This is a genomic window from Ensifer adhaerens, assembly GCF_028993555.1.
GTDB lineage: Bacteria > Pseudomonadota > Alphaproteobacteria > Rhizobiales > Rhizobiaceae > Ensifer > Ensifer adhaerens_I.
Genome location: NZ_CP118610.1, coordinates 3,133,127 through 3,158,859, shown reverse-complemented (window position 1 = coordinate 3,158,859; position 25,733 = coordinate 3,133,127). Strand labels below are relative to the sequence as shown.

The following is a 25,733-nucleotide window of genomic DNA, read 5'->3' as shown; positions in this document are numbered from 1 at the left end:
ATAGGAAATAAATCCTTGCCCGCCTCTATGCTCGAAGAATGATCCGATAGCGCATTTCGCGCAAGGGTATTCTTAAGAAAGGGTTAATCTCCACAGTTCTTTAGCGGAAGCTATGCCAAAACAAAAAAAGAGCCGCGAAAAGCGGCTCTCAAGGTAAAACAGGGAGAAAAATCAGACCCATTCGCCAGTCGGAGAAATTGTCTGAAACCGGAAAGCTCCGGATGCCCTGACAATCGCAGATAATGCTTAATTTGCCGTTAAAAGCGCTTCGTTTTGCTGCGCCGCGCCCGCTTGCGCAAGGGCTCAGCGAAACAGGCTTTCGGCGGCCGAGCGGCTTGCGGATTTGCGTGTCCTCTCGGCTTCGAGCCGGGTGATTTCCTCCGTCAACAGCGCGATGCGCTGGGTGAGTTCATCGACTGAAAGCAGTGAAAGATCGCTGCCGATTTCGTGCACCAGCTTCTTTTGTGGTCGGTCGTCGTCAAACAGGCTCATCTGTCTGATCCTCCCATTTCTGGTTGTTGTCCGGTTCGCTACGCGCTTCCTCAAGCGGGGCAGCGCGCGGCGAAAGCTGCAGGCTTTCCGGTGTCGTCGGCGCGCCGGCATTGACCGGCGAGAAGGCGTCGCGGTCGGAGACCGGCACGGGCGCGCGCATCCGGCTGCGGATGATGGCATAGGCTGTGATCAAAATGTGGGCACAGGCGGTAATCATGAACAAACCGTATGGGCCGGCTGCCGTCATGACCGGGCCGCCGATCGTCGGGCCGATGATCGTGCCGATGCCATAGAGCAGCAGCAGGCCACCGGAGACCTTCACGAAGTCCTCGGCGGTTGCGAAGTCGTTGGCGTGGGAAACGGCGATCGGATAGAGCGCGTTGGCGGCAGCACCATAGATCGCGATCAGCGTCAGCACGATCCACACCTGGCTCGGCTCGATCAGGAAGATGAGCAGGCCGGCGAGGGCGCCGACGCCGGCAAGGGCGGCCAGGACATAGCGACGGTCGATGCGATCGGAGAGGCGGCCGGCGGGCAGCTGCATCACCGCCCCCGCGAAGATCGCCACGCTCATCATGGCCGCGACCGTGCTGTCGGAAAGGCCGGCCTGTCGCCCGAAGACGGCGCCGAGCGTGCCGAAGGCTCCATTGGCGATGCCGACGAGCAGGATGCCGAGGAAGGAGACCGGCGAGTTCCGGTAAAGCGCGCGCAGGTCAAGGCGGACCTGCTTCAACGGCTGCGGCGAGGCGGCCTTGGACAGAAGCGTCGGCAGCATGGCGAGGCAATAAAGGATGCCGCAGATCATGAAGAAGAAGCTGGTCGAGGTATCGCCGAAGGGGACCATCATCTGGCCGCCGACGACGCCGAAGAGGGTTATGGCGATATAGAGCGAAAAGATCACGCCGCGGCTCTCGTTGGTGGCGCGCTCGTTCAGCCAGCTTTCGATGATCATCGACGTGCCGGCGGTGGCAAAACCGGTCAGCGCCCGCAGGATCAGCCACCAGGTGGAATCGATCAGGATGCCGGTCGTAAGCGCAACGATGGCGATCAGTGAAGCAAAGACGCTGAAAGCGCGCACATGGCCGATGCGCTTGACGACATTCGGGGCAAAGAAGCAGCCGAGAACGAAGCCGGCTGCCCAGGACGTACCGATCAGGCCGAGGATGGTGGTCGGATATCCTTCAGCAGTACCGCGAACGGGAAGAAGCAGCCCCTGGAGACCATTGCCCAGAAAGAGAAACAAGGTGCCGAGCAGGAGGGCGGCAACCGGGAGCAGGTTCTTTCTCATCATCCATCCGAAATTCGTTCTGCCGTCAGCAAGTTAGGGCGGTGCCTGGTGAATTGCCAGCCGGTTTCTCTTTACAGCGCTTTGTGTTGCCGCACGATTTGCCCTTCAAACGAAGACGATTGAAGGAAACCGGTCATTGCAAATCGCCTGCGGAAACACTAGCCCTTTTTGCCAAGCGCAGCGTATCGCTAGTCCTTGGGGGAGGCGGTGCTCCGTGCGACGAAGAGTGCCGGCGTTGCGAACGCTTTGCCGGTCAAGGCAGCCTCCCGGAACACGAGGGCAACATGCAGAAGGCGCTCGCCCTTATCCTGCTCCTGGCAATGGTCATCCAGCTTCTGTGGCCGCTCGGCATTCCGGGTTTGCGCCGCCGCCGGGACTTCTGGAAGATCGCGGTCTTTGCCATCGTCATGATGATGGTGACCGTGCTGATCCGGCCCTAGCTGGACCAATTTGCCCGTAAGTACCCGTTTCCTTGGAAACTCCAGGGCCGATCGCCCGATGCTATTGGGTTGTACGTATATTCGCTACAACTACAAAAGGGCGCAGGACAGATGGGGAATAACGCGCTAGATTACCTCTTTCATTCGGGAAGTGAATTCGAGGGTTTCTTGGAACGCCGTCTCGCTGCCATTCTCGCTGCCGATGTCGTGGGATACAGCCGCCTGATCGGCGCTGACGAGACCGGCACGCTGGCCGCTATGAAACGGCACAAGAACGAACTCGTCGATCCCAAGATCCACCGCCACAAGGGGCGCATCGTCAAACTGACCGGCGACGGCATTCTCGTCGAGTTTGCGAGCGTCGTGAATGCGGTCGCCTGCGCCGTCGATATTCAGCGTGGCATGCTGATCCGCAATGAAAGCGTGCCGCAGCTAAAGCGCATCGAACTGCGCATCGGTGTGCATCTGGGCGATATCATCGTCGAGGATGGAGATATCTTCGGCGACGGCGTCAATGTCGCCGCCCGTCTCGAAGGGCTGGCGGAGCCATCCGGTGTTGCCGTTTCCGCCACGGTGCGCGATCACGTCGGCACGCGCCTCGATATCGGTTTCATCGACAAGGGTGAGCACACGCTGAAGAACATCGCCGCCGGCGTGCATGTCTATTCGGTGGCGCTCGGTGCGCCGACGAAGGTTGCGGCAGCGCCAAGCGGGGTCGGTCCTGTCGTGCTCGATGACGGCTACGGGCTCTCCGTCGGCGTGCTTCCGTTTACCAACATGAGCCATGATCCGGAGCAGGAATATTTCTCCGACGGCATCACCGAAGACATCATCACGGATCTGTCGAAGATCTCGAAGTTGCATGTCGTGGCCCGCAACACCGTGTTTACCTACAAGGGGCGGTCGGTGAAGGTGAAGCAGGTGGCCCAGGAACTGGGCGTCCGCTACATCCTCGAGGGCAGCGTGCGCAAGGCGGGTTCGCGGGTGCGCATCACCGGCCAGCTCATCGATGCCTTGACCGGCACACACCTCTGGGCCGACCGCTATGACCGCGACCTGACCGATATCTTCGCCATTCAGGATGAGATCACCCACGCGATCGTCGATCAGCTCAAGGTCAAGCTTTTGCCGGCCGAGAGGCGAGCAATCGAGAACGACCCGACCACGAGCGTCGAAGCCTATACCTACTACCTGCGCGGCCGGCAGTTCTCGCATGCCTGGACCCGTTCCTATCTGCTGCTTGCCCGGCGCATGTTCTTGAAGGCGGTGGAACTCGACCCCGATTTTGCCCGCGCCTATGCCGGCATTGCCGATTGCGAGTCGGCATTGCGCGACTGGCACGAGGACGAGTTCCCGCTGCAAAGCATCCTGTCCATGACCGACAAGGCGCTGGCGCTCGATCCGGATCTGGCGGAGGCTCATGCCTCACGCGGCCTGGTGCTGCACCAGGACGGCCAGGACGATGAGGCGGTCGCCGAATTCGAGCGGGCGCTGACGCTGGATGCCAGTCTCTATGAGGCGAACTTCCACTATGCGCGTTTCCTGTTCATGCAGGGTGCCTTCGAAACGGCGATCCAGTTTTTCAAGCGTGCGGCAGACATCCGCCCGGACGACTACCTGTCGCCGATCCACCTGATGAGCGCCTATAAGTCGCTTGGCCGTGACGCCGAACGGGTGCAATGGGCAAGGGTCGGGATATCTCGCGCGGAGCGGGCGCTGGAGCTCAATCCGGAGAACTCAGGGCCGGCACATCGCGGCGCGCTGGCGCTGGCTCACATGGGCGAGGCGGATCGTGCGCGGGAATGGGCGGCACGCGCTCTGGCAATTGATCCGGACGACGTGGTCGCCCGCTACAATACGGCCTGCGTCTATTCCATTCTCGGCGACATCGATGTGGCGCTTGATCTGCTTGAAACCCTGCTGCCGCAGAGTTCGTGCTACCAACTGCTCTGGTTCAAGCAGGACTCCGACCTCGACGCGGTTCGCCATCACGTGCGCTTCCAGGCAATGGTCGAGGCGATCGCGAAATGCGAGGCGCGGTTGCGCTGACCGCCGGGCGGGGGCCGGCCGGCGGTCGCTTTCAGTGGTGGCTCGCCCGACGGGATTCCGCCGGCGCAGTGCTGCGGCCCCCCGTCAGCCACCAGATGGCCGAGCCGGTGACAAACAGCATGGCTGTTGCAGCGATCACCACCGCGGTGAATGCCTGTTCGAAGGCGAGCCGGGCACGGGTGACGAGTTCGCTCGCCAGTTCCGGCGGCAGTTTCTCGGCGAGAAGCAGAGCCTCATCGAGGCTGTCGCGCGCCATTGGCGAAATGGCTGCACCCTCCGGCAGCACGAGGAAAGCGGTGTAGACGACGGACATCACGGTGCCGAGGATGGCAATACCGATCGCGCCGCCGAGCTCGAAGGAGACCTCCTCGATCGATGCCGCCATGCCGGCCCGCTCCGGCGGGGCGTTGAACATGATGGCGCTGGAGGCGGCGGTCATCGAGGCACCGATGCCCAGGCCGAGGACGACGAGCGTGACGATCTGGGTCAGCGCGCCGGCCTCATGGACCAGCAGATATCCGCCGAGGCCGAGCGCTGCGAGGATGAGGCCCGAGCGCAGCACCACCTCCGCCCCCAGGCGTGGCAGCAGGGTGCCGGTCAGCGGGCCGGCGACGAAGGCCGCGAGCGGGATCGGCAGAATGAAAAGGCCGGCCTGAAGCGGCGAAAGGCTATCGACGAGTTGCAGCTGCTGGCTCAGGACCAGCTCGATGCCGACGATCGAGGCGGACGCCACCAACGCTGCAGCGACGCCCGAGGAAAACGCCGCATTGCGGAAGAGGCTGAAATCGATCAGCGGATGGGTGCTCCGGCGCTGGCGGCGCACAAAAAGGAAGAGCGCGATGGCGCCGATGACGGCAGCGGCGAGCCCGGCTTCAAGCGACGGTTCACGCTTGCTCGTCTCCTTCACGGCATAGGCAAGGCCAACGAGGCCCACCATGATCTGGAACGAAGCGAGCGCATCCCACGGATGCTTGGGATTGCCGGGGTTGTTCGGCAGCACGACAATGCCGAGCATGAGGGCAATGGCAACGATTGGCACGTTGATCAGGAAGACCGAGCCCCACCAGAAATATTCGAGCAGAAAGCCGCCGAGAACCGGCCCGATGGCCGCTCCGCCGGAGGCGATCGCAGCCCAGACGCCGATCGCCAGCGCCCGCTCGCGCTCGTCGGTGAAGGTGAGGCGGATGATCGACAGCGTTGCCGGCATCATCAGCGCGGCGCCGACCGCGAGCAACACGCGCCCGCCGATCAGGACCTCTGGGGTAGGGGCGTAGGCCGCAATCAGTGACGCGACGCCGAAGACCGCGAGACCGACGATGAAGGGCTTCTTGTGCCCGAGCCGATCGCCGAGCGTGCCGAGGCCGGGCAGAAGGCCGGCAACGACGAGGGCGTAGGCGTTGACGATCCAGAGCTTTTCGGATGCGCTCGCGCCGAGGTCATGGGTCAGGCGGGGAAGAGCAGTATAGAGCACCGTCATATCGACGACGATCAAAAGAAGTGCGCTCGATACGATGGCCAGTATGAGCCAGCGATTTTGCGAATGCATGGTACACCTCAATGGCCACCCACAGCGAATTGGCGGCTAGGTCTTGTTAAGGTCAGGTTCATTATTTAAATACGTACGTATGGATTTGAAATAGGAAGTCAAGATGGGACGACGTCGAACAATCGATCGTGACAAGGTTTTGGATGCGGCGGAGGCGATCGTGAACTCCGTCGGCGCTGCCGGCCTGACGATCGATGCCGTCGCCAAGGCCTCCGGTATCACCAAAGGCGGCGTGCAGTATTGCTTCGGCAACAAGGACGGCCTGATCGACGCGATGATGCAGCGTTGGTTCGACGAGTTCGATACCGCGGTTGCGGCGGAAGGCGGCGACGATCCTGATCCGGTCAAGGCGATGCGCGCCCATGCGTCGGTGACCGCGCAGATGAACACGGCCGACAATGCCCGCACATCCGGCATGATGGCAGCACTGCTGCAGCGGGAAGAGCATATGCAGAAGAACCGCGCCTGGTACCGCGCCCGTCTCGATGGCATCGACCTTTCGACCGAGGCGGGGCGCCGGGCACGGCTGGCCTTCCTTGCCGCCGAAGGCGTCTTTCTGCTGCGCGGTTTCGGCTTCGTCGAGATGGACGACGCCGAATGGCGGGATATGTTTGCCGATATTCTGACGCTGTTGCCGGAGCCCGGCGACGCCGCCTAAAGACCTAAGAGGGAAAGCACTACAGCTCGATCAGCCCGCGCATGGCACTGACGCAATTGCCGGAAAGGCTGACTTGGCGAACGGTGCCGCCCTGCTTGCGGACATGCGCCCCGATAAGGCTGCGCCGGCCCATCTCCACACCCTGTTCGATCGTGATCTCGACATCGATCTCCTGATCCGGCACCAGCGACACGAGGTAAGCGGAGAGCGCTGCGGAGGCGCTGCCGGTCGCGGGATCCTCGTTGACATTGTCGAGCGGCGCGAACATGCGCGCCCGGATCTGCCACGGCGCCTCTGCCGAGCGAACGTAGAGGAACAGGCTGAAACTGTCTTCCTCCGGCTTGTAGCGGGCATTGGCCGTCTGGAACGCGGTCACGTTCGGCCGCGCCGTCGAAAGTGTCGCGATATCACTGACCTCGGCGACCGCGAAAGGCAGGCCGACGGAAAGGCGGATTGGCGTGTGGATGCGCGTACTGATGGCTTCCGACGTAAGCGATGCGCAGGCTGCGATCGTCCCGACGTCGATGTCCGGGCCGGCCGTCAGACCGCGCGGCACGACGATGCGGGCACCGATGACCTCGCCCTTCTCCCGCGACAACGTCGCCTCGACCAGCCCAGCCTTTTCCTCGAAGCGCAGGATGTCTCCGGGTACACGGCCGAAGATTTCCTTCTGCCGGCCGAGCACGAAGGCGGTGCCGACATTCGGGTGACCGGCAAAGGGAATTTCCATCGTCGGCGTGAAGATCCGGACCTCCGCCGTGTTGGCGGGGTCGCGTGGCGGCAGCACGAAGGTGACTTCGGAATAGCCGAACTCGGTCGCGATTGCCTGCATCTGCTGGTCGGTCAGGCCCCGGGCATCCGGTATGACGGCGAGCTGGTTGCCGGCGAAACGCTCAGTGGTAAAGACGTCGACAGTGACGTAGGCGATGGATTGCGGCGAGGCGGCTGAGGTCATGGCACCGGCTTTCACTGGAGTTGGCTGCAAAGCCAAGACTTAAGCCGGCGATCGCACCCGTCAAAGGCGCCAACTTGTTCCGGTGACAAGTTCCGCCCGGCAGGGACAGCCTGGTCCTGGGTTGCCCTGCCTTTCAGGCGCGCCGTAATATTGACGGCGCTTTCCTGCTGCGGATGAAGCCGGAGAAAAAGGGGCCGACTTGCTGCGGCCCCTTGGTTCTCGACCCTGCCTTACGCGGCCTTCTCGAGGTCCTTTTTCCAGGTGCCCTTGGCTGCGAGGCTGCACATGTGGGCGCGGTGCGAGAAGGCGCGCTGGCCGGCACCAATGTTGTCGGCCTTGCCGTGCCAGGCGTCGAGCGCTTCCTGCTGCAGCGCACGGCCATAGGAGAAGGTGAGCTTCCACGGAAGATCGTGGCTCGCGTTGATCGCAGAGAGATGGGCGGTGGCCTCTTCGGTCGACTGACCGCCGGAGAGGAAGGCGATGCCGGGAACGGCCGAGGGAACGGTGCGCCTCAGCACCCGGATCGTGCGTTCGGCCACCTCGGCCACCGAGGCCTTGCGCGCCTTCTTGCCGTCGATCACCATGCTCGGTTTCAGGATCATGCCCTCGAGCTTGACCCGCATGGCGGCCAGTTCTTCAAAAGTGGTGCGCAGCGTCCACTCCGTCACATGCTCCGAACGATCGATCGAGTGGTCGCCCGGGGCGCCGTCCATCAGCACCTCCGGCTCCACGATCGGCACGATGCCGGCGTCCTGGCAAAGGGCCGCGTAGCGGGCGAGCGCATGGGCGTTGGCACGAACGGCGCCCGCGCTTGGCAGCGTGTCGGAGATGGAGATTACGCCGCGCCACTTTGCAAAGCGCGCGCCGGCCTCGTAATATCGCGCCAGCCGTTGGGCGAGGCCGTCGAGGCCCTCTGTGATGGTTTCTGCCGGGAAGTTTGTCATCGGCTTGGCGCCGGCATCGACCTTGATGCCGGGGATGGAGCCCGCGGCGCGGATGATGTCGACGAGCGGCGTGCCGTCGACCGCATGCTGGAAAAGGGTTTCCTCATAGAGAATGACGCCGGAAATGTACTTGCGCATTGCCTCGTTGGCGCGCAGCAACATCTCGCGATAGTCTCGCCTGGAGGTCTCGGTGGATTCGAGACCGATCGTGTCGAAGCGCTTCTTGATCGTTGCCGTGGACTCGTCGGCGGCGAGCAGCCCGCGGCCATTGGCAACCATGGCGACGGCGATGTCTTCCAATTTTTCCGTCATGCTTTTTCTCTCCCTAGACAGCGCCGATCGTCACGATCGGGCGAAAACTGAAACAGCTTCTGGGCCGACGGCGCACGGGGCAGCCGCCACGCTCCAGACGAGGAGCGCGAGTAACAGGTGAAATTGTCCCGGAAAATGGCGAGAAAATCGACTGAAACGATTTAAATTTGTTTAATCGTTTGAATAAATGAGGTTTTTTCTTGGTGGCCGGCGCGCGAGAGGCTCCCCACGCGCCGGTTGCATGTCTTACTTCTGCTTGAGGATGTCGACGCCCGGGAGCGGCTTGCCTTCCATCCACTCGAGGAACGCGCCGCCAGCGGTCGAGACGTAGCTGAAATCGTCCGCAACTTCGGCATGGTTCAGGGCCGCAACGGTATCGCCACCGCCGGCTACCGAGACCAGAGAACCCTGGCGGGTACGGGCGGCCGCGTGCTTGGCAACGGCAACCGTCGCCTTGTCGAAGGGGGCGATTTCGAAGGCGCCGAGCGGGCCGTTCCAGACGAGCGTTTCGGCCTTGGAGATCCAGTCGTTGACGGCAGCGATCGACTTCGGACCGACGTCGAGAACCATGGCATCGGCGGGGATCGCGTTGATGTCGACCACTTCGTTGTCGGCGCCGGCCTTGAACTCGCGGGCAATCACGCCGTCTTCCGGAAGCACGATGGCGCATCCGGCCTTGTCGGCAGCGGCAATGATCGCCTTGGCGGTGTCTGCAAGGTCATGCTCGCACAGCGACTTGCCGACATTGACGCCCTTGGCGGCGATGAAGGTGTTGGCCATGCCGCCACCGATGACCAGCGCATCGACCTTGGTCACAAGGTTCTGCAAAAGGTCGATCTTGGTCGAGACCTTGGCGCCGCCGACGATCGCGACGACCGGCCGCTTCGGCTGGCCGAGGCCCTTTTCCAGCGCTTCGAGCTCGGCCTGCATGGTACGGCCGGCATAGGCGGGCAGATGATGGGCAAGGCCCTCGGTCGAGGCATGGGCGCGGTGTGCGGCGGAGAAAGCGTCGTTGACGTAGATGTCGCCGTTGGCGGCAAGCGCTTCGACGAAGGCCGCCTCGTTCTTTTCCTCGCCCTTGTGGAAGCGGGTGTTTTCAAGCAGCAGCACGTCGCCGTCGCTCATTTCGGCAATGGCGTTCTTGGCCTTGTCGCCGATGCAATCGGCGGCGAAATGGACGCGCTGGTCGAGCACGTCTTCGACGGCCGGCGCGATCGTCTTCAGCGACATGTCGGCGACGGGCTCTCCCTTCGGGCGGCCGAAATGGGCGAGCAGGATGACCTTGGCGCCCTTTTCGGACAGTTCGCGGATGGTCGGCGCCACGCGCTCGATGCGGGTCGCGTCCGTCACCACGCCGTCCTTGACCGGCACGTTGAGATCGACGCGCACCAGCACGCGCTTGCCGGCGATGTCGGTCAGATCGTCGAGGGTCTTGAAAGTCATCAGATAGTCTCCGGTGATAGTCTCTGGAAAAGGGTGGGATAGTCGATGACGAGGCCGTCCTCGTCCACGGGCAGGTCCGCGGCAAAGCTGCGGTCCTCGGCCTCGTAGCGATAGAGCCTGAAATCATCGAGGCAGGTGTAGTGCTGGCCGTCCACAACGGGCTCGAACGTGTCGAACGGCACATAGAGCATCTTGAGCTCCACGGTGCCGGACTTGCGATCGAGGCCAAGGCGGCGGATCGGAAGCGTGTTGGTGAAGGGCGTGCCGGCGAGATCGATATCGATGCAGCCATCGAACTCAGGCAGGGGAGCGCCTCGCGCTGTCATCCACTGGCCCGGAACGTCCGAGCGCAGATGCAGGCTCCGGCCGTCGGTCGTGTCGACCATCAACTTGCGGACATGCCAGGTGTTGTCGCAATCGACCCGGTAGCGCACGCCATAGGGCGTACCGCCGCGGTTGCCAATGAGAACGCCGACGGCGCGGATGACCGCGCCGTCGGTGGTATCAGTTTGCGTCAGCGTCAGGTGTTCGAGCCCTTCCCCTTCCAGCGGACGCCAGCGGACCGTCGTTGGGGAAAGGGCGCGAAACATCTGCGTTAGATGAGCTTGGCGAAGGCGACTGCCGTGTCGGCCATGCGGTTCGAGAAGCCCCATTCGTTGTCGTACCAGGTGAGGATACGAACGAAGTTGCCTTCGACGACCTTGGTCTGGTCGATCGCGAAGATCGAGGAATGGCTGTCATGGTTGAAGTCGCGCGAAACGAGCGGCTCTTCCGTGTAGCCGAGAACGCCCTTGAGCGCGCCGTTGGCGGCGGCCTTGATGGCGTTGGTGATTTCCTCGACCGAGGTGTTGCGCTTGGCGACGAACTTGAAGTCGACGACCGAGACGTTCGGGGTCGGGACGCGGATCGACGTGCCGTCGAGCTTGCCCTTCAGTTCCGGCAGAACAAGGCCAACAGCCTTGGCGGCACCGGTCGAGGTCGGGATCATCGACAGAGCGGCAGCGCGGGCGCGGTAAAGGTCCTTGTGCATCTGGTCGAGCGACGGCTGGTCGTTCGTGTAGGAGTGGATCGTGGTCATGAAGCCGTGGTTGATGCCGATGACATCGTTCAGGACCTTGACCACCGGAACCAGGCAGTTCGTGGTGCACGAGGCGTTGGAGATGACCAGGTGGTCCTTGGTCAGCTGGTCGTGGTTGACGCCGTAAACGACCGTCAGGTCAGCGCCGTCGGCCGGAGCCGAGACGATGACGCGCTTGGCGCCGGCGGTCAGATGGGCTGCGGCCTTGTCGCGGGCGGTGAAGATGCCGGTGCATTCCATCGCGATGTCGACGCCGAGTTCCTTGTGCGGCAGCGTTGCCGGATCCTTGATCGCCGTCACCTTGATCGGCTTGCCACCGTTGATGGTGATCGTGTCGCCTTCGACCTTGACCTCGGCCGGGAACCGACCGTGGATCGAGTCATAGCGCAGCAGGTGAGCGTTGGTCTCAACGGGGCCGAGGTCGTTGATCGCAACGACTTCGATGTCCTTGCGGCCGGATTCGACGATGGCGCGAAGCACGTTGCGGCCGATGCGGCCAAAACCGTTGATGGCGACTTTCACTGTCATGGGTCTCTCCCTGTCTGGATGACGTAGTGCGAAAAAAGCGGGGCGCACCTTTCGGCGCGCCCCGCAGATTGGTCAGGCGAGCTTTGTTTCGGCAGCGGCAACCACCGCCTCGGGTGTGATGCCGAAGTGCTTGTAAAGCTCCTTGTAGGGACCGGAGGCACCGAAGGACGACATGCCGATGAAGGTGCCGTCGCTGCCGATGAAGTGATCCCAGCCCTGGCGGATGCCGGCTTCCACGGCGATCTTGACCGGCGAGTTGCCGATGATCGCCTGCTGGTAGTCCTCGCTCTGCTCGGCAAAAAGCTCGAAGCAGGGAACGGAGACGACGCGGGTCGAAATGCCCTTGGCGGTCAGCGTCTGGCAGGCCTTGACGGCGATCTCGACTTCCGAGCCGGTGGCGAAGATCGTGACCTTGGCGTCGGCGGCCGAGATCAGGTCATAGGCGCCACGGGCGCAGAGGTTCTCTTCCTCATATTCGGTGCGGACCGCCATCAGGTTCTGGCGGGTGAGCGCGATACCGGACGGGCGGTTGTGGCTCTCGAGCGCGAGCTGCCAGCATTCTGCCGTTTCCGTGGCGTCGGCCGGGCGGAACATCAGCAGGTTCGGGATCGCCCGAAGCGCTGCCATGTGCTCGACCGGCTGGTGCGTCGGGCCGTCTTCACCGAGACCGATGGAATCGTGCGTCAGCACGTGGATGACGCGGATGCCCATCAGCGCGGCCAGGCGGATCGACGGACGGCAATAGTCCGAGAAGATCAGGAAGCCGCCGGAATAGGGGATGACGCCGCCATGCAGCGCCATGCCGTTCATGGCAGCGGCCATGCCGTGCTCGCGCACACCCCAGTGGATGTAGCGGCCGGAGAAGTCGTCGGGGGTGATCGACTTGGTCTGGCTCGTCTTGGTGTTGTTCGAGCCGGTGAGGTCAGCCGAGCCACCGATGGTTTCGGCCAGCACACCGTTGATGACTTCGAGCGCGTCTTCGGACGCCTTGCGGGTTGCCGGCGACGGCTTGGTCTCGGCAAGCTTCTTCTTGTAGTCGTCGATCGCAGACGAGAGGCGGCCTTCGAGTTCGCCGGAGAAGCGGCGAACGAACTGGGCCTTCTTCTCGGCATCGCTCTTTTCGAGGCGCTCTTCCCATTCCTTGCGGCTCTTGGTCGAGCGCAGGCCGGCCAGACGCCAGGCATCGAGCACGTCGGAAGGAACGACGAAAGCTTCGGATTCCCAGCCGAGCGCCTTGCGGGTGGCGGCGATTTCCTCGGCGCCGAGCGGCGAGCCGTGAACCTTGTGGGTGCCGGCCTTGTTCGGCGCACCGAAACCGATCGTCGTCTTGCAGGCGATCATCGTCGGCTTGTCGGATTTCTGCGCTTCGTCGATCGCAGCGGCGATTGCTTCCGGATCGTGGCCGTCGACGGCGATGGTGTTCCACTTGCTGGCGCGGAAGCGGGCGTGCTGGTCGGTCGAGTCGGCGATCGAGATCGGGCCGTCGATCGAGATGTTGTTGTCGTCCCAGAAGACGATCAGCTTGTTGAGCTTCAGGTGGCCGGCGAGCGCAATCGCTTCCTGGCTGATGCCTTCCATGAGGCAGCCGTCACCGGCGAGCACATAGGTATAGTGCTGCATCAGGTCGGAGCCGAATTCGTCGCGCAGCTTGCGCTCGGCGATCGCCATGCCGACGGCATTGGCAATGCCCTGACCGAGCGGACCGGTGGTCGTCTCGATGCCGGCGGCGTGGCCGTACTCCGGGTGGCCGGCGGTACGGGCGCCGAGCTGGCGGAAGTTCTTGATCTCGTCGATGGTGATGTCTTCGTAGCCCGTCAAATAGAGCAGCGAATAAAGCAGCATCGAGCCATGGCCGGCCGACAGCACGAAGCGGTCGCGGTTCGGCCAGGAGGGGTTCTTGGGGTCGAAGCTCAGATAGCGCGTAAAGAGGACTGTCGCTATGTCGGCTGCACCCATGGGCAGGCCAGGGTGGCCGGAATTTGCCTTCTCGACGGCATCCATGGAGAGGAATCGGATCGCATTTGCCATCCGGTCGTGTTTTTCGCGAGAGATCATGACTGTTCCGTTTGCGTTCGGTGGTCAGGGAACGGTCTCTATCCTCCAAAGACCGCGCAAGAAGCGGCTGACACATAGCAGGTGCGCCGTGCGAGTCAATAAATACGGGCCTTCCGCGGCCATTTGACGGCAGGTCGCTCCGGTCCTTGTCTCGCAATGCAACAGAGCTTTCGCACTGCCGTTGAAGAAAGCCGGCTACGCAATCCATCCACAGCTTCCGTAGTTGTTTGCGGAGCTTGGCATTGTTGAGACTTACGTAATAGGTTTAAAAAAGATCGAGCCGAAGCGGCGGACGGGATTCGGGCGATTCGGCCTCACGGGCGAGGTATTCGGAACACATGCCGGCAAAGACTGTCAAAGCGGCGATCGATGAACTGCGCAACGCAGTGCAATCCCTGGAGAATGCGATCGACGGTCGGTTTGACAGGGAACGGGATTTCGGCGAGTTCGAGAGTGAGGTGCGGCGCGTCAACACCGACCGCTCGCGGCTCGCACAGGAGCTCGATCAGTCGCAGTTCCGGGCAAATCGGCTCGAGGAGGTCAACCGCGAGGTTTCCCGGCGCCTCGTGACGGCGATGGAAACCATTCGGGCGGTGCTCGACCGCTAGGAACAAGCGACATGGCGCAGGTGACAGTATCGATCGACGGCAAGGCCTACCGGATGGCCTGCGAGGAAGGGCAGGAAGATCATCTGATCGAGCTTGCCACCAATTTCGATCAATATGTCGGGCACCTCAAGAGCCAGTTCGGCGAGATCGGCGATCTGCGCCTCACCGTCATGGCCGGAATCATGGTCATGGACGAGCTCAGCGAGGTGAACCGCCGGCTGAAGAGCCTCGAGGCCGAGGTTGGCAATCTGACCAGCGGTCGCGACGCGGCCATGTCCGACCAGATGAAGAGCGAGGAGGCGTTGGCCTCTGCGCTCAGCGAAGTCACGGCGCAAATCCACAGCATCGCCGCCAAGCTGAACGGCCGCGCCACGACATCGGCAAGCTAAAGGTTTCGGTGGCGAGCCTCTGGCGCGAAGCACCGAGACACTTTATATATCGGGTGCGGTCTGCGCTTCCCGACAGGAACCACAATCCCCGGGGCCATACTCGATCTCAAGGGAGCTGTCCCTGTCCGGGCTCGTGGGTCCGGACACATGGCGCCCACCTACTTTGTAGGCACCCGGGATCGTAAACTATCCATCGGTTGTGTGGATCGCACCTTCTCTCCCTCCTTCAGGCGACCGTTTCAATCTCCGGCAAAGGCCCGGCGAATGGCATCGGCCATGGCCTCGACGATCCGGTCCTTGCCGTTTCCCGCCTTCGATATCCGCAAGACGACGTTCGAGTGGTCGATCACCTCATAGCCGTCATCGACCGTCAGTTCGCGGCATCCCGCCGGAATGCTGCTGCGGGCGAGCGGCGCGATGGCGAGGCCCGACATCACCGCCGCCATCAGGCCGCCGCTCGTGCGACTGACATAGGCAACGCGGCTTTCCAGGCGGCATTTCCTGAGATTGCGCTGGGCGAGGTCGTCGCACCAGCCGCCTTCCAGATAGGTATAGGTGGCAATCGGCAGCGGACGCCGCTCGTCGGTACGGTGCTTTTCCGAGGTGACCCAGACGGTCGGGTCCATCATCAGAACTTCGTTCTTCGTTCGCCCGCCGGGTTCGAAGACGACAGCGAGATCGAGCTCGCCGGCTTCCAGCGCTGCGACGTTGGTCATCGACGCGCCCTGCTGGACGGTCACTTCGACGCCGGGATGGATGGCGGCGAACGTTCCAAGCGCCTTCGGCAAGGTGGAGTTGATGTATTCCTCGGGTATGCCGATCCGGACGGCGCCGTCGAGAGCGGGCTGACGCATCGTCGCGGCCGTGTCGTCGAGCAGCGTGACGATGCGTCTCGCATTGTCGAGCAGTCGCAATCCCTGCGGCGTCGGCACGACGCCACGTGAGTGGCGCTCGAACAGCGCATCGCCGAGCATGTCCTCGAGCTTCTTGATCTGCATGCTGACGGCGGATTGCGTGCGCCCGACAATGTTGGCGGCGCGTGTGACATTGCCGGTGTCGACGACCGCAAGAAAGGTCCTGAGCAGGTCGCTGTCGAGGGGGAGGGACATGGTTGTATCCATCAGAAGTTCTGATAGCAGCCATGCTTGCAATTCGTTTGTCAGATGTCAACGCGAGGACGAAGATCATCTGATCCGATCATCTTGCGCAGGGTCATTTGTTATGAGCGTGCTTGCTCTCTTCGCGTTCTCCGAAGCCTCCATCGCATTCCGGCGTCGAGCGACGCACTGGTCTCGCGACGTCCTGTTTCCCGGGGCGCCGGTGGACGTGCCGTCTGGAAAGCCGGCGCTCCTGCGCGATGCGGGGATTTATCACGAGGGACCCGACATCATGCGGCGGGAAAGGCTGGCGATCGCCTACCGGTCACATTGGCTGTTGTGAGCGATCTTGCCGACAGATGCGGGATCAGGAGATGAGATCGAGTCTGGCGGCGCGAAATACCGCTTCGGCGAGATTGCCCGCCTGCAACTTGCGCATGGCATCCGTCAGCGCCCGATCGATCCGGTCGAGCGGAATGTCGGTCTCGCGCATCATGTCCTGTCGCGTGCGGCCGCGTGCGGCGAGCGTCAGGCAGCGCAGTTCCAACGGGTCGAGTTCGTTCATCTGGTCCTTCATGGACGTCGGCTTTTCCACTGCTGCCTGCAGGAGCGCGTCCATACATCGAACACGGGCATTAGTTCCTGCTAATTATTTGAAATCGTGTCCTTATTTGCACGCGCCTCCCGTGTCGCGAAAGCGGAACCCTTGCCCATGATGAATGGAAAGCTAATGCTGTGCCGAACCGGGAAGGGAGTGACGTGATTGTCGCAAACCGCTGCAAACGCGGCGATGCCGATGGGTGGGGGAATGACGGGATGGCGTAAACAGGCTGGTGGCCGGCCCGGGAATCGGCGAGAGATGGGGAGCTTGTGCCATTTCGGGAAGTGATTTTTCTGCGGCGACGATGGCGGGCAGCGGGTTGGCAGGAGAGGGACGGATGTCACCGAGGGATTTGAAGGCAGCACTGCGCAAGGAAAGGCTGGCGTTGCGCGATGCGATGTCGCCGGAGTTCAGGATCGAAGCGAGCCTGACCATGGCCGATCACGCGGGTGACGTCATAGCACTCGATCCCGGGCACATCGTCTCCGGCTTCTGGCCGATCCGCTCCGAGGTCGACATCCGGCCGCTGATGGCGCGGCTGAAACAACGAGGCGCCAGGCTCTGCCTGCCCGCGATCGTCGACAAGCAGACGATCATTTTCCGTGAATTGCTCGACGGTGCCGACATCATCGCCACCGGCTTCGGCACCACGGGGCCTGGTCCGGAGGCACCGGAACTCGATCCGGATATCATGCTCGTACCGCTTTCCGCTTTCGATTCGACCGGCCACCGGATCGGCTATGGCGCCGGCTATTACGACCGCGCCATCGACCGGTTGCGCAACAAGGGTCACCTACCAAAGCTGATCGGCATCGCCTTCGACTGCCAGGAAGTGGCATCCGTCCCATCCGAACCGCACGATGTCGCACTGGATGCCGTACTGACCGAGAGCGGGTTTCGGCATTTCTGAGTTCATTTCGCCGAGACCATGGAGTCGGCTAAAGCCTTGAGATCGCAAAGGGCGGTGCGGCGGGCCGTTGCACCGTTTTCGGTGATTCCATCTAAGGCGTTCCCTGCGCGGTCGGGATCGTGTAGACGCTCTATTTCTTTGTTTTACGCAGTTCCGGACGCAACAACCGCTGACGCGCTTCCGCCGGGGCTGCCCTGGTGGGATTTGTGCGAGCATGAGGCTTCTGTTTCTGGGAGATATGGTGGGCAAGACGGGCCGTACGGCGGTCTGGGAGCGGCTTCCGGGACTGATCGGTGACCTCAAGCTCGATTTTGTCATCGTCAACGGCGAGAACGCCGCCGGCGGTTTCGGCATCACCGAAGATATCTTCCTTGAGACGATCAACGCTGGCGCCGACGTGGTGACGACGGGCAATCACGTCTGGGACCAGAAGGAAGCGGTCGTCTTCTGCGAGCGGCACGACCAGTTCCTGCGCCCGGCCAACTATCCGGCCGGCACGCCCGGCCGTGGCTCCAACCTGTTCTTCGCCCGCAACGGCGCCCGCGTGCTGGTCGCCAATGTGATGGGCCGCGTCTTCATGCATCCGGAGCTCGATGACCCCTTCAAGTCGGCCGAGGCCATCCTCGACGCCTGCCCGCTCGGCGAGCAGGCGGATGCGATCGTCTTCGATTTCCATGCGGAGGCGACCAGCGAGAAGCAGTGTTTCGGCCATTTCGTCGATGGCCGCGCCAGCCTCGTCGTTGGCACCCATACGCACGTGCCGACCGCCGACCACCAGATCCTGAATGGCGGCACGGCCTATATGAGCGACGCCGGCATGTGCGGCGACTACGATTCCTCGCTCGGCATGGACAAGGAGGAACCGCTCAACCGGTTCATTTCGAAGATGCCGAAGGGGCGTTTCGAGGCCGCCTCCGGCCCGGCGACGATCTGCGGTCTCGGTGTCGAAATCTCCGACCGCACCGGCCTTGCCGAAAAGGTCGCGCCGCTGCGCCTCGGCCCGAGACTGACCGAAACGATCCCGGACTTCTGGTCCTAAGGCGAAGCGAGCAGCATTTCGGCTTGTCGAACGCGCTTCTGGTTGAAGCGCGCTTCGCCACTTATCGCCTTCCGGGAATTGATTTTTTTCAAGGTGACAACCCCATCAAATGATGGCAGGTTATCGCGAAATCACGCCGGGCCGGGGCGTGATGTATTCGAGTGTTTTCCAGAACGAAGACCGCCCGCAGTCACGGATTGCGGGCTTGTGCTGCTGTCACCGGACAATCGGGAGCAGGCGCTCTCTGCCCGGCGATCTCGATCCAACAGCGTTCGCCGGCCCAGAGCGGAGACCGCTTTATCATTTAATTGCTTGTGTGATTTTGCCTCCTGGATCGCTGCCGATCCGAGGATTTGTACGGAGCGGGAGAGGTAAGGCGGCGATTTTCCGCTGATGTCCTGCTCTGAAGTATTCAAAGCGATTGCGGTGGTTGGTCGGTCGGGCTGCTCATCGTCATCCAAAGTGCATTCGGAGGGCATGCATGTTGTCTAAGTGGCATTTGCCGATGATCGTCGGCGCTTCTCTTTCCCTTCTTTCCGCGGTTGGAGCCCGAGCACAGGACGCGCAATTGCCCGTCGTGACCGTCGCCAAGCCGGTCGTGCGTGACGTGATCGACAGCGACGAGTTCATCGGCCGGTTCGAGCCGGTCGACGAGGTGCAGGTCCGTGCCCGCATCGGCGGCTATCTCGACGAGGTCAATTTCACCGATGGCGCCCTGGTGAAAAAGGGCGACAAACTCTTCGTCATTGACCAGCGTCCCTATCGCACGGCCCTCTCCCAGGCCGAGTCGACCCTGGAATCGGCGCGCTCGACGCTGGAATTTGCCGACGCGCAGTTCAAGCGGACGCAGTCGCTGACGGGCACCGGAACGCTGTCGATCTCGACACTCGACGATCACCGCCGCGAGCTGCTTTCGGCGCAGGCGCTGGTGCGCGGCTCGGAAGCAGCGGTCGAGCGCGCCAAGCTCGACCTCGACTACACGACCATAACCGCGCCGCTCAGTGGTCGTGTCGACCGGCGTCTGCTTTCGACCGGTAATCTCGTACAGGCCGATCAGACCGTGTTGACGACGATTGTCTCGCTCGATCCGATCGACTTCTATTTCGACGTCGACGAGCGGCGATTGCTCTCCTATGCGCGGGTTGCCCGCGAACGCGGCAGCGCGCTGCAGGAAGGCGGCGGTTCACTGGAAGTGCTGGTCACGATTGCCGATTCCAATGAAGAGCCGTTCAAGGGCAAGCTCGACTTCGCCGAAAACCGTGTCGACCCGCAGAGCGGCACGATGCGCGTGCGCGCCCGTCTCGACAACCCGAACCTGGTGCTGCAGCCCGGCCTCTTCGGCCGTGTACAGATCGAAGGCTCGAACACCTACAAGGCCGTGCTCATTCCGGATGAGGCGATCGGCGCCGACCAGAACGAGCGCATCGTCTACGAGGTGACCGGCGACGGAACTGTGGTGACCAAGCCGGTGCGGCTCGGGCCGAGGCTGCACGGCTACCGGGTGATCCGCTCAGGCATGACGGGTGACGAAACCATCGTCGTCAATGGCCTGATGCGGGCGCGTCCGGGCACGAAGGTCAAGCCCGAGACGATCCAGTTGCCGCCCGAAGGGCCAACCGCGGCGGCGCCAGCCACGGGGGCGGCGCAATGAGGTTCGCTCACTTCTTCGTTGACCGGCCGATCTTCGCATCGGTGCTTTCGATCGTCCTTCTGATCGTCGGCAGCATCGCCTATTTCCAACTCCCGGTGGCGCAGTATCCGGAAATTGCGCCGCCGACCATTGTCGTGCGCGCGGCCTATCCCGGCGCCGACGCCAATACGGTTGCCAACACCGTGGCCACACCGCTCGAGCAGGAGATCAACGGCGTCGAGAACATGCTCTACATGTCCTCTTATTCGACCGCTGACGGTTCGATGGCGCTGACGATCACCTTCAAGCTCGGCACCGACCTCGATCAGGCACAAGTGCTGGTGCAGAACCGCGTGTCGATCGCCGAACCGCGCCTGCCCGAAGAAGTCCGGCGCATCGGCATTACCACGGCCAAAAGCTCGCCTGATCTGATGATGGTCGTGCACCTGCTCTCGCCGACCGAGCGCTACGACCAGCTTTACGTCTCTAACTATGCGCGCACGCGCATTCGCGATCTGCTTGTCCGACTTGATGGCGTCGGCGACGTCATCCTGTTCGGCGAGCGCGAATATGCGCTTCGCGTCTGGCTCGATCCGGAGAAACTGTCCGCCTATGGCATGACGGCCGGTGACGTCGTGCAGGCGCTGCGCGAACAGAACGTGCAGGTTTCCGGCGGCTCGATTGGCGGACCGCCGGCGCCCGGCGACAGCGCTTTCCAGTATACCGTCACCACCGACGGCCGCTTCAGCGATGCCAGGCAGTTCCGCTACGTCATTGTGAAGGCCACGGAAAGCGGCCGCCTCGTGCAGCTGCAGGACGTTGCGCGCGTCGAGCTCGGCGCCCGCGAATATGTCAACAACAGCTATCTCGACGGCAGCCCGGCGGTGGCGCTCGGCATCTTCTCGCGGCCTGGCACCAATGCGCTCGACGCCGCCGAGCAGATCCAGAAGGTGATGACCGACGTCTCGCGCGACTTCCCCGAAGGGCTCGAGTACCGGATCGTCTACAACCCGACCGAGTTCATCTCGGAATCGATCAACGAGGTTTACAAGACGATCGCCGAAGCGGCGATCCTCGTCGCCATCGTCGTGCTCGTCTTCCTGCAATCGTGGCGCACGGCGATCATCCCGATCGTGGCCATCCCCGTGTCGCTGGTCGGCACGTTCGCCTTCCTCTACGCCTTCGGCTTCTCGCTGAACATGCTGACGCTGTTCGGCCTGGTGCTGGCGATCGGTATCGTCGTCGACGATGCGATCGTGGTGGTGGAGAACGTCGAGCGAAATCTGGCGCGCGGCATGACCCCGCGCGAGGCTTCGCACGTGACCATGGACGAAGTGGGGGCTGCCGTCATCGCCATCTCGCTGGTGCTGACCGCCGTCTTCGTTCCGACGGCCTTCATCCCAGGCATCGCCGGCCAGTTCTATCTGCAGTTCGCCGTGACGATCTCGGTCGCAACTGTCATTTCCGCCTTCAACTCGCTGACCCTGTCACCGGCGCTGGCGGCAATCCTGCTGAAGCCACACGAGAACGGTCACCATGAGAGCCGTAACCCGCTGACACGCTTCGGTAAGGCCCTTGCCAACGGCTTCAACAACGGCTTCGACCGTATGGCCGAGGGCTACGCCTGGATGGTGCGCAAGCTGGTGTCGACCAAGACGGCACTCGCGGTGGCACTGCTTGTCTTCATCGGCCTGCTCGGCGCCACCTGGTACATGGCGCAGATCGTGCCGCGCGGCTTCGTGCCGACCATGGACCAGGGCTACGCAATCGTCGTCATCCAGTTGCCCGACGGAGCCTCGCTCGACCGGACGGACGCCGTGGTCAAACGCGCCTCGAAGATCATCGAGGACGTGCCTGGCGTGAAGAGCGCCGTTGCCTTTGCCGGCTTCAACGGTGCCACCTTCACCAACGCCTCCAACTCGGGCGTGGTCTTTGCCTCCTTTGAAAGTTTCGAAGAGAGGCTGAAGCACGGGCAGGGTGCCAACCAGATCATCGGACAGCTCTACGGCAGCCTGCAAAGCATCCAGGAAGCCTTCATCATCGCAGTGCCGCCGCCGTCTGTGCGCGGCATCGGCAACTCCGGCGGCTTCAAGATGCAGATCATGGACCGGCAGAGCGCCGACATGGGCCGCGCGCTGGGGCTTGCCTATCAGATGATGGGGGCCGCCAACCAGACGGAAGGCCTGACGGGTGTCTTCACCACCTTCTCCGCCTCCAGCCCGCAATACTTCCTGGCGATCGACCGCGACAAGGCGCGCACGCTCAACGTGCCGATCCCCAACATCTTCGAGGCGCTGTCGATCAACCTCGGGACGTCCTACGTCAATGACTTCAACGCCTTCGGCCGTGTCTACCAGGTGCGGGCGCAGGCCGATCAGCAGTACCGTATCGAGCGTGACGATATCCTGGCCTTGAAGGTTCGCTCCGCCACCGGCGCGCTGGTGCCGATGGGCACGCTTGTGGAGATCCGTGATACTGCCGGACCGACGCTGGTTCAGCGCTACAACATGTACGTTTCGGTGCCGATACAGGGCAACCCGGCACCGGGCGTATCGACGGGCACCGCCCTCGACAAGATGGAGGCGCTCGCCGCCCAGATCCTGCCGCAGGGCACGACCTTCGAGTGGACGGAGCTTGCCTTCCAGGAGCGCCAGACCGGCAACACCGCGGTGTTCATCTTCGCACTGTCGGTGGTCTTCGTGTTCCTGGCGCTTTCTGCCCAATATGAAAGCTGGGTACTGCCGCTCGCGATCATCCTGATCGTGCCGCTCGGTGTGCTCGCAGCGCTGGTCGGCGTGTTCCTCCGCGGCCTCGACAACAACGTGCTGACCCAGATCGGGCTCATCGTGCTGATCGGCCTTGCGGCCAAGAACGCGATCCTCATCGTCGAGTTCGCGCGGCAAGGCGAGGACGAGGGCAAGACACCGATCGAGGCGGCGGTGGAGGCGAGCCAGTTGCGCTTGAGGCCGATTCTGATGACCGCCTTCGCTTTCATCCTCGGCGTCGTGCCGCTGATGATCGCGACCGGCCCGGGTGCGGAAATGCGCCAGTCGCTCGGCACCGCCGTGTTCTCGGGCATGCTCGGTGTGACCTTCCTCGGCCTGTTCCTGACGCCGGTGTTCTATGTGGCCCTCAGGTCGTTCCGGCGGCGCAAACCGGCCGTGGTGACCGAGCCCGCCACCCATCCCGCGGAGTAGGTCACCGGCACCAACAATGTTGCGATGCCCCGGCAGTGATGCCGGGGCATTTGTCGTTGATCAGGTAACGTTCTCGTTCGCTGTTGGGGGCGGTGACGTAAACGTGAGCGGGGCCGGCCGTTTGTAACTGGACGCGGCCGGGCCCTTGAACAATTCTCTGGCTGCCCGTGACGCCAACATCAGGCCGAGCGAAGGCAAAGGCTTCCATTCGCTGTTCAACGGCTATCTGCCGCGTGCCCTTCGGGCCCGAGGTCAAGCAAGCAAGTGAGAGAGGTGAAGGCTGATGCTCCGGTACCTTGTCTACACGTTCGCCGCCATATGGCTCATTCACGCGTTCTGGCCGTCGGTCGCGCATGCCCAACAACAACAGCCCCAACACGCCAGTCAATGCCAGGCGATTGCAGAGGCCATGCCGCAGGCGACCTTCGCCAGCTTCACGCCTGTTGCCGCCACCAAGGGAACGGCCGTGGTCGGTGAAGTCGCGATCACCTATCTCGGCCATTCCACCTTTCTGATCGAGACGCCAGGCGGTGTGTCGATCGCGACCGATTACAATGGCTGGTTCGCGCCCTCGGCGCCACCGACGGTCGCAACGATGAACAAGGCGCATTCGAGCCATTACACGCTGACGCCCGACCCGGCGATCAAGAACGTCCTGCATGGCTGGGGCGACAACGGAAGACCTGCCCGTCACGACCTCGTGGTCGGCGACACCTACATTCGCAACGTCACGACCGATATCCGCGCCGGCGGGGGCGTGATGGAGCACGATGGCAATTCGATCTTCATCTTCGAGGTGGCGGATCTCTGCATCGGCCACCTCGGCCATCTTCACCACGAACTCGACGACAGCCACTATCGCCAGATCGGCCGGCTCGACGTGCTTATGGTGCCCGTTGATGGCGGCCTGACCATGGGAGCAGAAAGCATGAGCCGTGTCGTCGGCCGGCTGCGGTCGTCGCTGATCCTGCCGATGCACCGCCGTGGTCCGCCGATCGACGCTTTTCTCGACATGTTCGGTGACGACTACGACAAGCGCTTCGCCGACAGCACCAGCGTCAAGGTATCGTTGCGTTCCTTGCCAAGCAAACCGCTGATTTATATTCTCAAGGGCGTCTGAACACTCAGGATCGCCCAATGAAGTTGCTTGTGGTCGGCGTTTCGATTTTCCTGTCCCTCTCGACATTGGCCAAAGCGGGCGGCGCGCCGCCGCCACGCATGCCCTCTCCCGAGGGACAACAGCCGCAAGACCTGCCCGAAACGGCGGCACAGCCCGTGGGCGAGCAGGAACTGTTCATGATGCCTTCGGGCAATATCGGCTGCATCTACACGCCGGTTGGCGGCACGCCGGTCTACCAGCCTCAGGATGGCGGCCCGGAACTTGCCTGCGATATCGTCGCGCCGCGTTATGTCCGGGCGACGCTCGGCCGGGCCGGTGCGGCTACGCTCGATCACGCCGTCGGCGATCCGGGCTGCTGTTCGACCGGAGCGGTGCTCGACTACGGGCAAAGTTGGTCGCGAGGACCATTCTCCTGCGTGTCGGAGCGCACCGGTCTTTCCTGTCGCCGCGACGACGGGCACAGCTTCCTCTTGAGCCGCGCGCAGGTGTCGGCCGATTGAAAAGCCGCCCCCCGGCTGGACGGAAAGCGGCAATAAAACTATAAGGCGCCCCATTCCATTCAAATTCATGCATGCAGAGGGTGCCATGGCTGGCCATTCACAGTTCAAGAACATCATGCACCGCAAGGGCCGTCAGGATGCGGTGCGCTCGAAAATGTTTTCCAAGCTCGCGCGCGAAATCACGGTTGCCGCCAAGACCGGCATGGCCGATCCCGCTATGAACCCGCGCCTGCGTCTGGCGATCCAGAACGCCAAGGCGCAATCGATGCCGAAGGACAACATCGAACGGGCGATCAAGAAGGCCTCCGGCGGCGACGCGGAAAACTACGAAGAAGTCCGCTACGAGGGTTACGGCCCGGGCGGCGTCGCCGTCATCGTCGAGGCGCTGACCGACAACCGCAACCGCACCGCTTCCAACGTGCGCTCGACCTTCACCAAAGCCGGTGGCGCGCTCGGCGAAACCGGCTCGGTTTCCTTCTCCTTCGACCGCGTCGGCGAAATCACCTACAAGCTGTCGGTCGGCGATGCCGACAAGGTGATGGAAGCGGCGATCGAAGCTGGCGCTGACGACGTGACCACCGACGAGGACGGCCACACGATCATCTGCGGTTTCGAAGCGATCGGCGAAGTGTCCAAGGCGCTCGAAGACACGCTCGGCGAAGCCGAAACCGTCAAGGCGATCTGGAAGGCGCAGAACAGCGTTCCGGTCGACGAAGAAAAGGCGCAGTCGCTGATGAAGCTCATCGACACCCTTGAAGATGACGACGACGTTCAGAACGTCTACTCAAACTTCGAAGTTTCGGACGAAATCCTCGCGAAGCTCTCGGCCTGATTGGCAGACCGATCGTTTCCGT

General features: G+C 62.7%; 24 protein-coding genes and 1 other RNA gene. 14 read left to right on the top strand and 11 right to left on the bottom strand.

The window, feature by feature from the left end:
• Window positions 1-303: 303 nt before the first annotated feature.
• Together PWG15_RS15450 and PWG15_RS15445 are read right to left on the bottom strand one after the other, a co-directional pair.
• Complete coding sequence (locus tag PWG15_RS15450; protein ID WP_113540880.1) at window positions 304-492, bottom strand: DUF1192 domain-containing protein; 189 nt, start codon at window positions 490-492, stop codon at window positions 304-306.
• Complete coding sequence (locus PWG15_RS15445; RefSeq protein ID WP_275021296.1) at window positions 479-1,780, bottom strand: MFS transporter; 1,302 nt, start codon at window positions 1,778-1,780, stop codon at window positions 479-481. Before PWG15_RS15445 ends, PWG15_RS15450 begins: the two co-directional genes overlap by 14 nt.
• A gap of 284 nt (window positions 1,781-2,064) precedes the next feature.
• Here PWG15_RS15445 and PWG15_RS15440 point away from each other — a divergent pair, with 284 nt between their 5' ends.
• Complete coding sequence (locus PWG15_RS15440) at window positions 2,065-2,220, top strand: hypothetical protein (RefSeq protein ID WP_093233901.1); 156 nt, start codon at window positions 2,065-2,067, stop codon at window positions 2,218-2,220.
• 111 nt (window positions 2,221-2,331) lie between these two features.
• A complete protein-coding gene (locus PWG15_RS15435) occupies window positions 2,332-4,269 on the top strand; it encodes a TPR end-of-group domain-containing protein (protein WP_275021292.1) in 1,938 nt (645 codons plus the stop codon).
• Window positions 4,270-4,300: 31 nt separating this feature from the next.
• Here the strand turns inward: PWG15_RS15435 and PWG15_RS15430 are convergent, their stop codons facing one another.
• The gene (locus PWG15_RS15430; protein ID WP_275021291.1) at window positions 4,301-5,815 is read right to left on the bottom strand and encodes an MFS transporter; all 1,515 of its coding nucleotides are present in this window, start codon (window positions 5,813-5,815) and stop codon (window positions 4,301-4,303) included.
• Window positions 5,816-5,918: 103 nt separating this feature from the next.
• Here PWG15_RS15430 and PWG15_RS15425 point away from each other — a divergent pair, with 103 nt between their 5' ends.
• The gene (locus PWG15_RS15425) at window positions 5,919-6,473 is read left to right on the top strand and encodes a TetR/AcrR family transcriptional regulator (RefSeq protein WP_275021289.1); all 555 of its coding nucleotides are present in this window, start codon (window positions 5,919-5,921) and stop codon (window positions 6,471-6,473) included.
• A 19-nt stretch (window positions 6,474-6,492) separates the two neighbouring features.
• Here the strand turns inward: PWG15_RS15425 and PWG15_RS15420 are convergent, their stop codons facing one another.
• The 6 genes from PWG15_RS15420 to tkt form a co-directional block, all read right to left on the bottom strand.
• Window positions 6,493-7,428 (bottom strand): PhzF family protein, encoded by a 936-nt coding sequence (locus tag PWG15_RS15420; protein WP_275021287.1) that lies wholly within the window; start codon window positions 7,426-7,428, stop codon window positions 6,493-6,495.
• Between the two features lie 230 nt (window positions 7,429-7,658).
• The gene (locus PWG15_RS15415; protein WP_275021284.1) at window positions 7,659-8,684 is read right to left on the bottom strand and encodes a class I fructose-bisphosphate aldolase; all 1,026 of its coding nucleotides are present in this window, start codon (window positions 8,682-8,684) and stop codon (window positions 7,659-7,661) included.
• A gap of 246 nt (window positions 8,685-8,930) precedes the next feature.
• Window positions 8,931-10,127, bottom strand: a complete 1,197-nt coding sequence (locus PWG15_RS15410) for a phosphoglycerate kinase (RefSeq protein ID WP_275021282.1) — start codon at window positions 10,125-10,127, stop codon at window positions 8,931-8,933.
• The gene (locus PWG15_RS15405; protein WP_275021280.1) at window positions 10,127-10,717 is read right to left on the bottom strand and encodes a putative glycolipid-binding domain-containing protein; all 591 of its coding nucleotides are present in this window, start codon (window positions 10,715-10,717) and stop codon (window positions 10,127-10,129) included. Before PWG15_RS15405 ends, PWG15_RS15410 begins: the two co-directional genes overlap by 1 nt.
• A 5-nt stretch (window positions 10,718-10,722) precedes the next feature.
• The gene (gene gap, locus PWG15_RS15400) at window positions 10,723-11,733 is read right to left on the bottom strand and encodes a type I glyceraldehyde-3-phosphate dehydrogenase (RefSeq protein WP_275021278.1); all 1,011 of its coding nucleotides are present in this window, start codon (window positions 11,731-11,733) and stop codon (window positions 10,723-10,725) included.
• Between the two features lie 72 nt (window positions 11,734-11,805).
• Window positions 11,806-13,788 (bottom strand): transketolase, encoded by a 1,983-nt coding sequence (gene tkt / locus PWG15_RS15395; RefSeq protein WP_275021276.1) that lies wholly within the window; start codon window positions 13,786-13,788, stop codon window positions 11,806-11,808.
• A 338-nt stretch (window positions 13,789-14,126) separates the two neighbouring features.
• On the opposite strand from tkt, the gene PWG15_RS15390 reads away from it, so the two are divergent.
• The 3 genes from PWG15_RS15390 (at window position 14,127) to ssrS (ending at window position 14,997) form a co-directional block, all read left to right on the top strand.
• Window positions 14,127-14,396: a DUF4164 domain-containing protein gene (locus tag PWG15_RS15390; protein WP_065375262.1), complete on the top strand. Its 270-nt coding sequence runs from the start codon at window positions 14,127-14,129 to the stop codon at window positions 14,394-14,396.
• Between the two features lie 11 nt (window positions 14,397-14,407).
• Window positions 14,408-14,785, top strand: a complete 378-nt coding sequence (locus tag PWG15_RS15385) for a cell division protein ZapA (protein WP_275021274.1) — start codon at window positions 14,408-14,410, stop codon at window positions 14,783-14,785.
• A 54-nt stretch (window positions 14,786-14,839) separates the two neighbouring features.
• Window positions 14,840-14,997: non-coding RNA, 6S RNA (gene ssrS, locus PWG15_RS15380), on the top strand.
• 27 nt (window positions 14,998-15,024) lie between these two features.
• On the opposite strand, the gene PWG15_RS15375 is transcribed toward ssrS, so the two are convergent.
• Complete coding sequence (locus PWG15_RS15375) at window positions 15,025-15,894, bottom strand: LysR family transcriptional regulator (RefSeq protein WP_275021272.1); 870 nt, start codon at window positions 15,892-15,894, stop codon at window positions 15,025-15,027.
• A 112-nt stretch (window positions 15,895-16,006) separates the two neighbouring features.
• On the opposite strand from PWG15_RS15375, the gene PWG15_RS15370 reads away from it, so the two are divergent.
• On the top strand, window positions 16,007-16,225 hold the full coding sequence (locus PWG15_RS15370; RefSeq protein ID WP_275021269.1) for a hypothetical protein: 219 nt from the start codon (window positions 16,007-16,009) through the stop codon (window positions 16,223-16,225).
• 24 nt (window positions 16,226-16,249) lie between these two features.
• On the opposite strand, the gene PWG15_RS15365 is transcribed toward PWG15_RS15370, so the two are convergent.
• Window positions 16,250-16,459 (bottom strand): helix-turn-helix domain-containing protein, encoded by a 210-nt coding sequence (locus tag PWG15_RS15365; protein ID WP_065375346.1) that lies wholly within the window; start codon window positions 16,457-16,459, stop codon window positions 16,250-16,252.
• A gap of 361 nt (window positions 16,460-16,820) precedes the next feature.
• On the opposite strand from PWG15_RS15365, the gene PWG15_RS15360 reads away from it, so the two are divergent.
• From PWG15_RS15360 to PWG15_RS15330, 7 genes are all read left to right on the top strand, one after another.
• Window positions 16,821-17,393 (top strand): 5-formyltetrahydrofolate cyclo-ligase, encoded by a 573-nt coding sequence (locus tag PWG15_RS15360; RefSeq protein WP_275021265.1) that lies wholly within the window; start codon window positions 16,821-16,823, stop codon window positions 17,391-17,393.
• A gap of 214 nt (window positions 17,394-17,607) precedes the next feature.
• Window positions 17,608-18,432, top strand: coding sequence for a TIGR00282 family metallophosphoesterase (locus tag PWG15_RS15355; protein WP_275021262.1), 825 nt, complete (start codon window positions 17,608-17,610; stop codon window positions 18,430-18,432).
• Window positions 18,433-18,913: 481 nt separating this feature from the next.
• Entirely contained in the window at window positions 18,914-20,083 is a 1,170-nt protein-coding gene (locus PWG15_RS15350; RefSeq protein ID WP_275021259.1) for an efflux RND transporter periplasmic adaptor subunit, read from the top strand.
• The gene (locus tag PWG15_RS15345) at window positions 20,080-23,259 is read left to right on the top strand and encodes an efflux RND transporter permease subunit (RefSeq protein ID WP_275021257.1); all 3,180 of its coding nucleotides are present in this window, start codon (window positions 20,080-20,082) and stop codon (window positions 23,257-23,259) included. Before PWG15_RS15350 ends, PWG15_RS15345 begins: the two co-directional genes overlap by 4 nt.
• A gap of 280 nt (window positions 23,260-23,539) precedes the next feature.
• Entirely contained in the window at window positions 23,540-24,379 is an 840-nt protein-coding gene (locus PWG15_RS15340; protein ID WP_275024434.1) for an MBL fold metallo-hydrolase, read from the top strand.
• Window positions 24,380-24,396: 17 nt separating this feature from the next.
• Window positions 24,397-24,879 carry a hypothetical protein gene (locus PWG15_RS15335; RefSeq protein ID WP_275021255.1) on the top strand — a complete coding sequence of 161 codons (483 nt, stop codon included), beginning with the start codon at window positions 24,397-24,399 and terminating at the stop codon, window positions 24,877-24,879.
• Window positions 24,880-24,964: 85 nt separating this feature from the next.
• Window positions 24,965-25,711 (top strand): YebC/PmpR family DNA-binding transcriptional regulator, encoded by a 747-nt coding sequence (locus tag PWG15_RS15330; protein ID WP_275021254.1) that lies wholly within the window; start codon window positions 24,965-24,967, stop codon window positions 25,709-25,711.
• Window positions 25,712-25,733: the final 22 nt, after the last annotated feature.

Bases quoted from the DNA above. Each gene is read 5' to 3' on its own strand.
- PWG15_RS15360 (WP_275021265.1), top strand. From the start codon at position 16,821: ATGTCACCGAGGGATTTGAAGGCAGCACTGCGCAAGGAAAGGCTGGCG.
- PWG15_RS15370 (WP_275021269.1), top strand. From the start codon at position 16,007: ATGAGCGTGCTTGCTCTCTTCGCGTTCTCCGAAGCCTCCATCGCATTC.
- gap (WP_275021278.1), bottom strand. From the start codon at position 11,733: ATGACAGTGAAAGTCGCCATCAACGGTTTTGGCCGCATCGGCCGCAAC.
- tkt (WP_275021276.1), bottom strand. From the start codon at position 13,788: ATGATCTCTCGCGAAAAACACGACCGGATGGCAAATGCGATCCGATTC.
- PWG15_RS15420 (WP_275021287.1), bottom strand. From the start codon at position 7,428: ATGACCTCAGCCGCCTCGCCGCAATCCATCGCCTACGTCACTGTCGAC.
- PWG15_RS15450 (WP_113540880.1), bottom strand. From the start codon at position 492: ATGAGCCTGTTTGACGACGACCGACCACAAAAGAAGCTGGTGCACGAA.
- PWG15_RS15365 (WP_065375346.1), bottom strand. From the start codon at position 16,459: ATGAAGGACCAGATGAACGAACTCGACCCGTTGGAACTGCGCTGCCTG.
- PWG15_RS15425 (WP_275021289.1), top strand. From the start codon at position 5,919: ATGGGACGACGTCGAACAATCGATCGTGACAAGGTTTTGGATGCGGCG.
- PWG15_RS15435 (WP_275021292.1), top strand. From the start codon at position 2,332: ATGGGGAATAACGCGCTAGATTACCTCTTTCATTCGGGAAGTGAATTC.
- PWG15_RS15410 (WP_275021282.1), bottom strand. From the start codon at position 10,127: ATGACTTTCAAGACCCTCGACGATCTGACCGACATCGCCGGCAAGCGC.
- PWG15_RS15355 (WP_275021262.1), top strand. From the start codon at position 17,608: ATGAGGCTTCTGTTTCTGGGAGATATGGTGGGCAAGACGGGCCGTACG.
- PWG15_RS15430 (WP_275021291.1), bottom strand. From the start codon at position 5,815: ATGCATTCGCAAAATCGCTGGCTCATACTGGCCATCGTATCGAGCGCA.
- PWG15_RS15330 (WP_275021254.1), top strand. From the start codon at position 24,965: ATGGCTGGCCATTCACAGTTCAAGAACATCATGCACCGCAAGGGCCGT.
- PWG15_RS15415 (WP_275021284.1), bottom strand. From the start codon at position 8,684: ATGACGGAAAAATTGGAAGACATCGCCGTCGCCATGGTTGCCAATGGC.
- PWG15_RS15440 (WP_093233901.1), top strand. From the start codon at position 2,065: ATGCAGAAGGCGCTCGCCCTTATCCTGCTCCTGGCAATGGTCATCCAG.
- PWG15_RS15335 (WP_275021255.1), top strand. From the start codon at position 24,397: ATGAAGTTGCTTGTGGTCGGCGTTTCGATTTTCCTGTCCCTCTCGACA.
- PWG15_RS15405 (WP_275021280.1), bottom strand. From the start codon at position 10,717: ATGTTTCGCGCCCTTTCCCCAACGACGGTCCGCTGGCGTCCGCTGGAA.
- PWG15_RS15445 (WP_275021296.1), bottom strand. From the start codon at position 1,780: ATGAGAAAGAACCTGCTCCCGGTTGCCGCCCTCCTGCTCGGCACCTTG.
- PWG15_RS15350 (WP_275021259.1), top strand. From the start codon at position 18,914: ATGTTGTCTAAGTGGCATTTGCCGATGATCGTCGGCGCTTCTCTTTCC.
- PWG15_RS15385 (WP_275021274.1), top strand. From the start codon at position 14,408: ATGGCGCAGGTGACAGTATCGATCGACGGCAAGGCCTACCGGATGGCC.
- PWG15_RS15375 (WP_275021272.1), bottom strand. From the start codon at position 15,894: ATGTCCCTCCCCCTCGACAGCGACCTGCTCAGGACCTTTCTTGCGGTC.
- PWG15_RS15345 (WP_275021257.1), top strand. From the start codon at position 20,080: ATGAGGTTCGCTCACTTCTTCGTTGACCGGCCGATCTTCGCATCGGTG.
- PWG15_RS15390 (WP_065375262.1), top strand. From the start codon at position 14,127: ATGCCGGCAAAGACTGTCAAAGCGGCGATCGATGAACTGCGCAACGCA.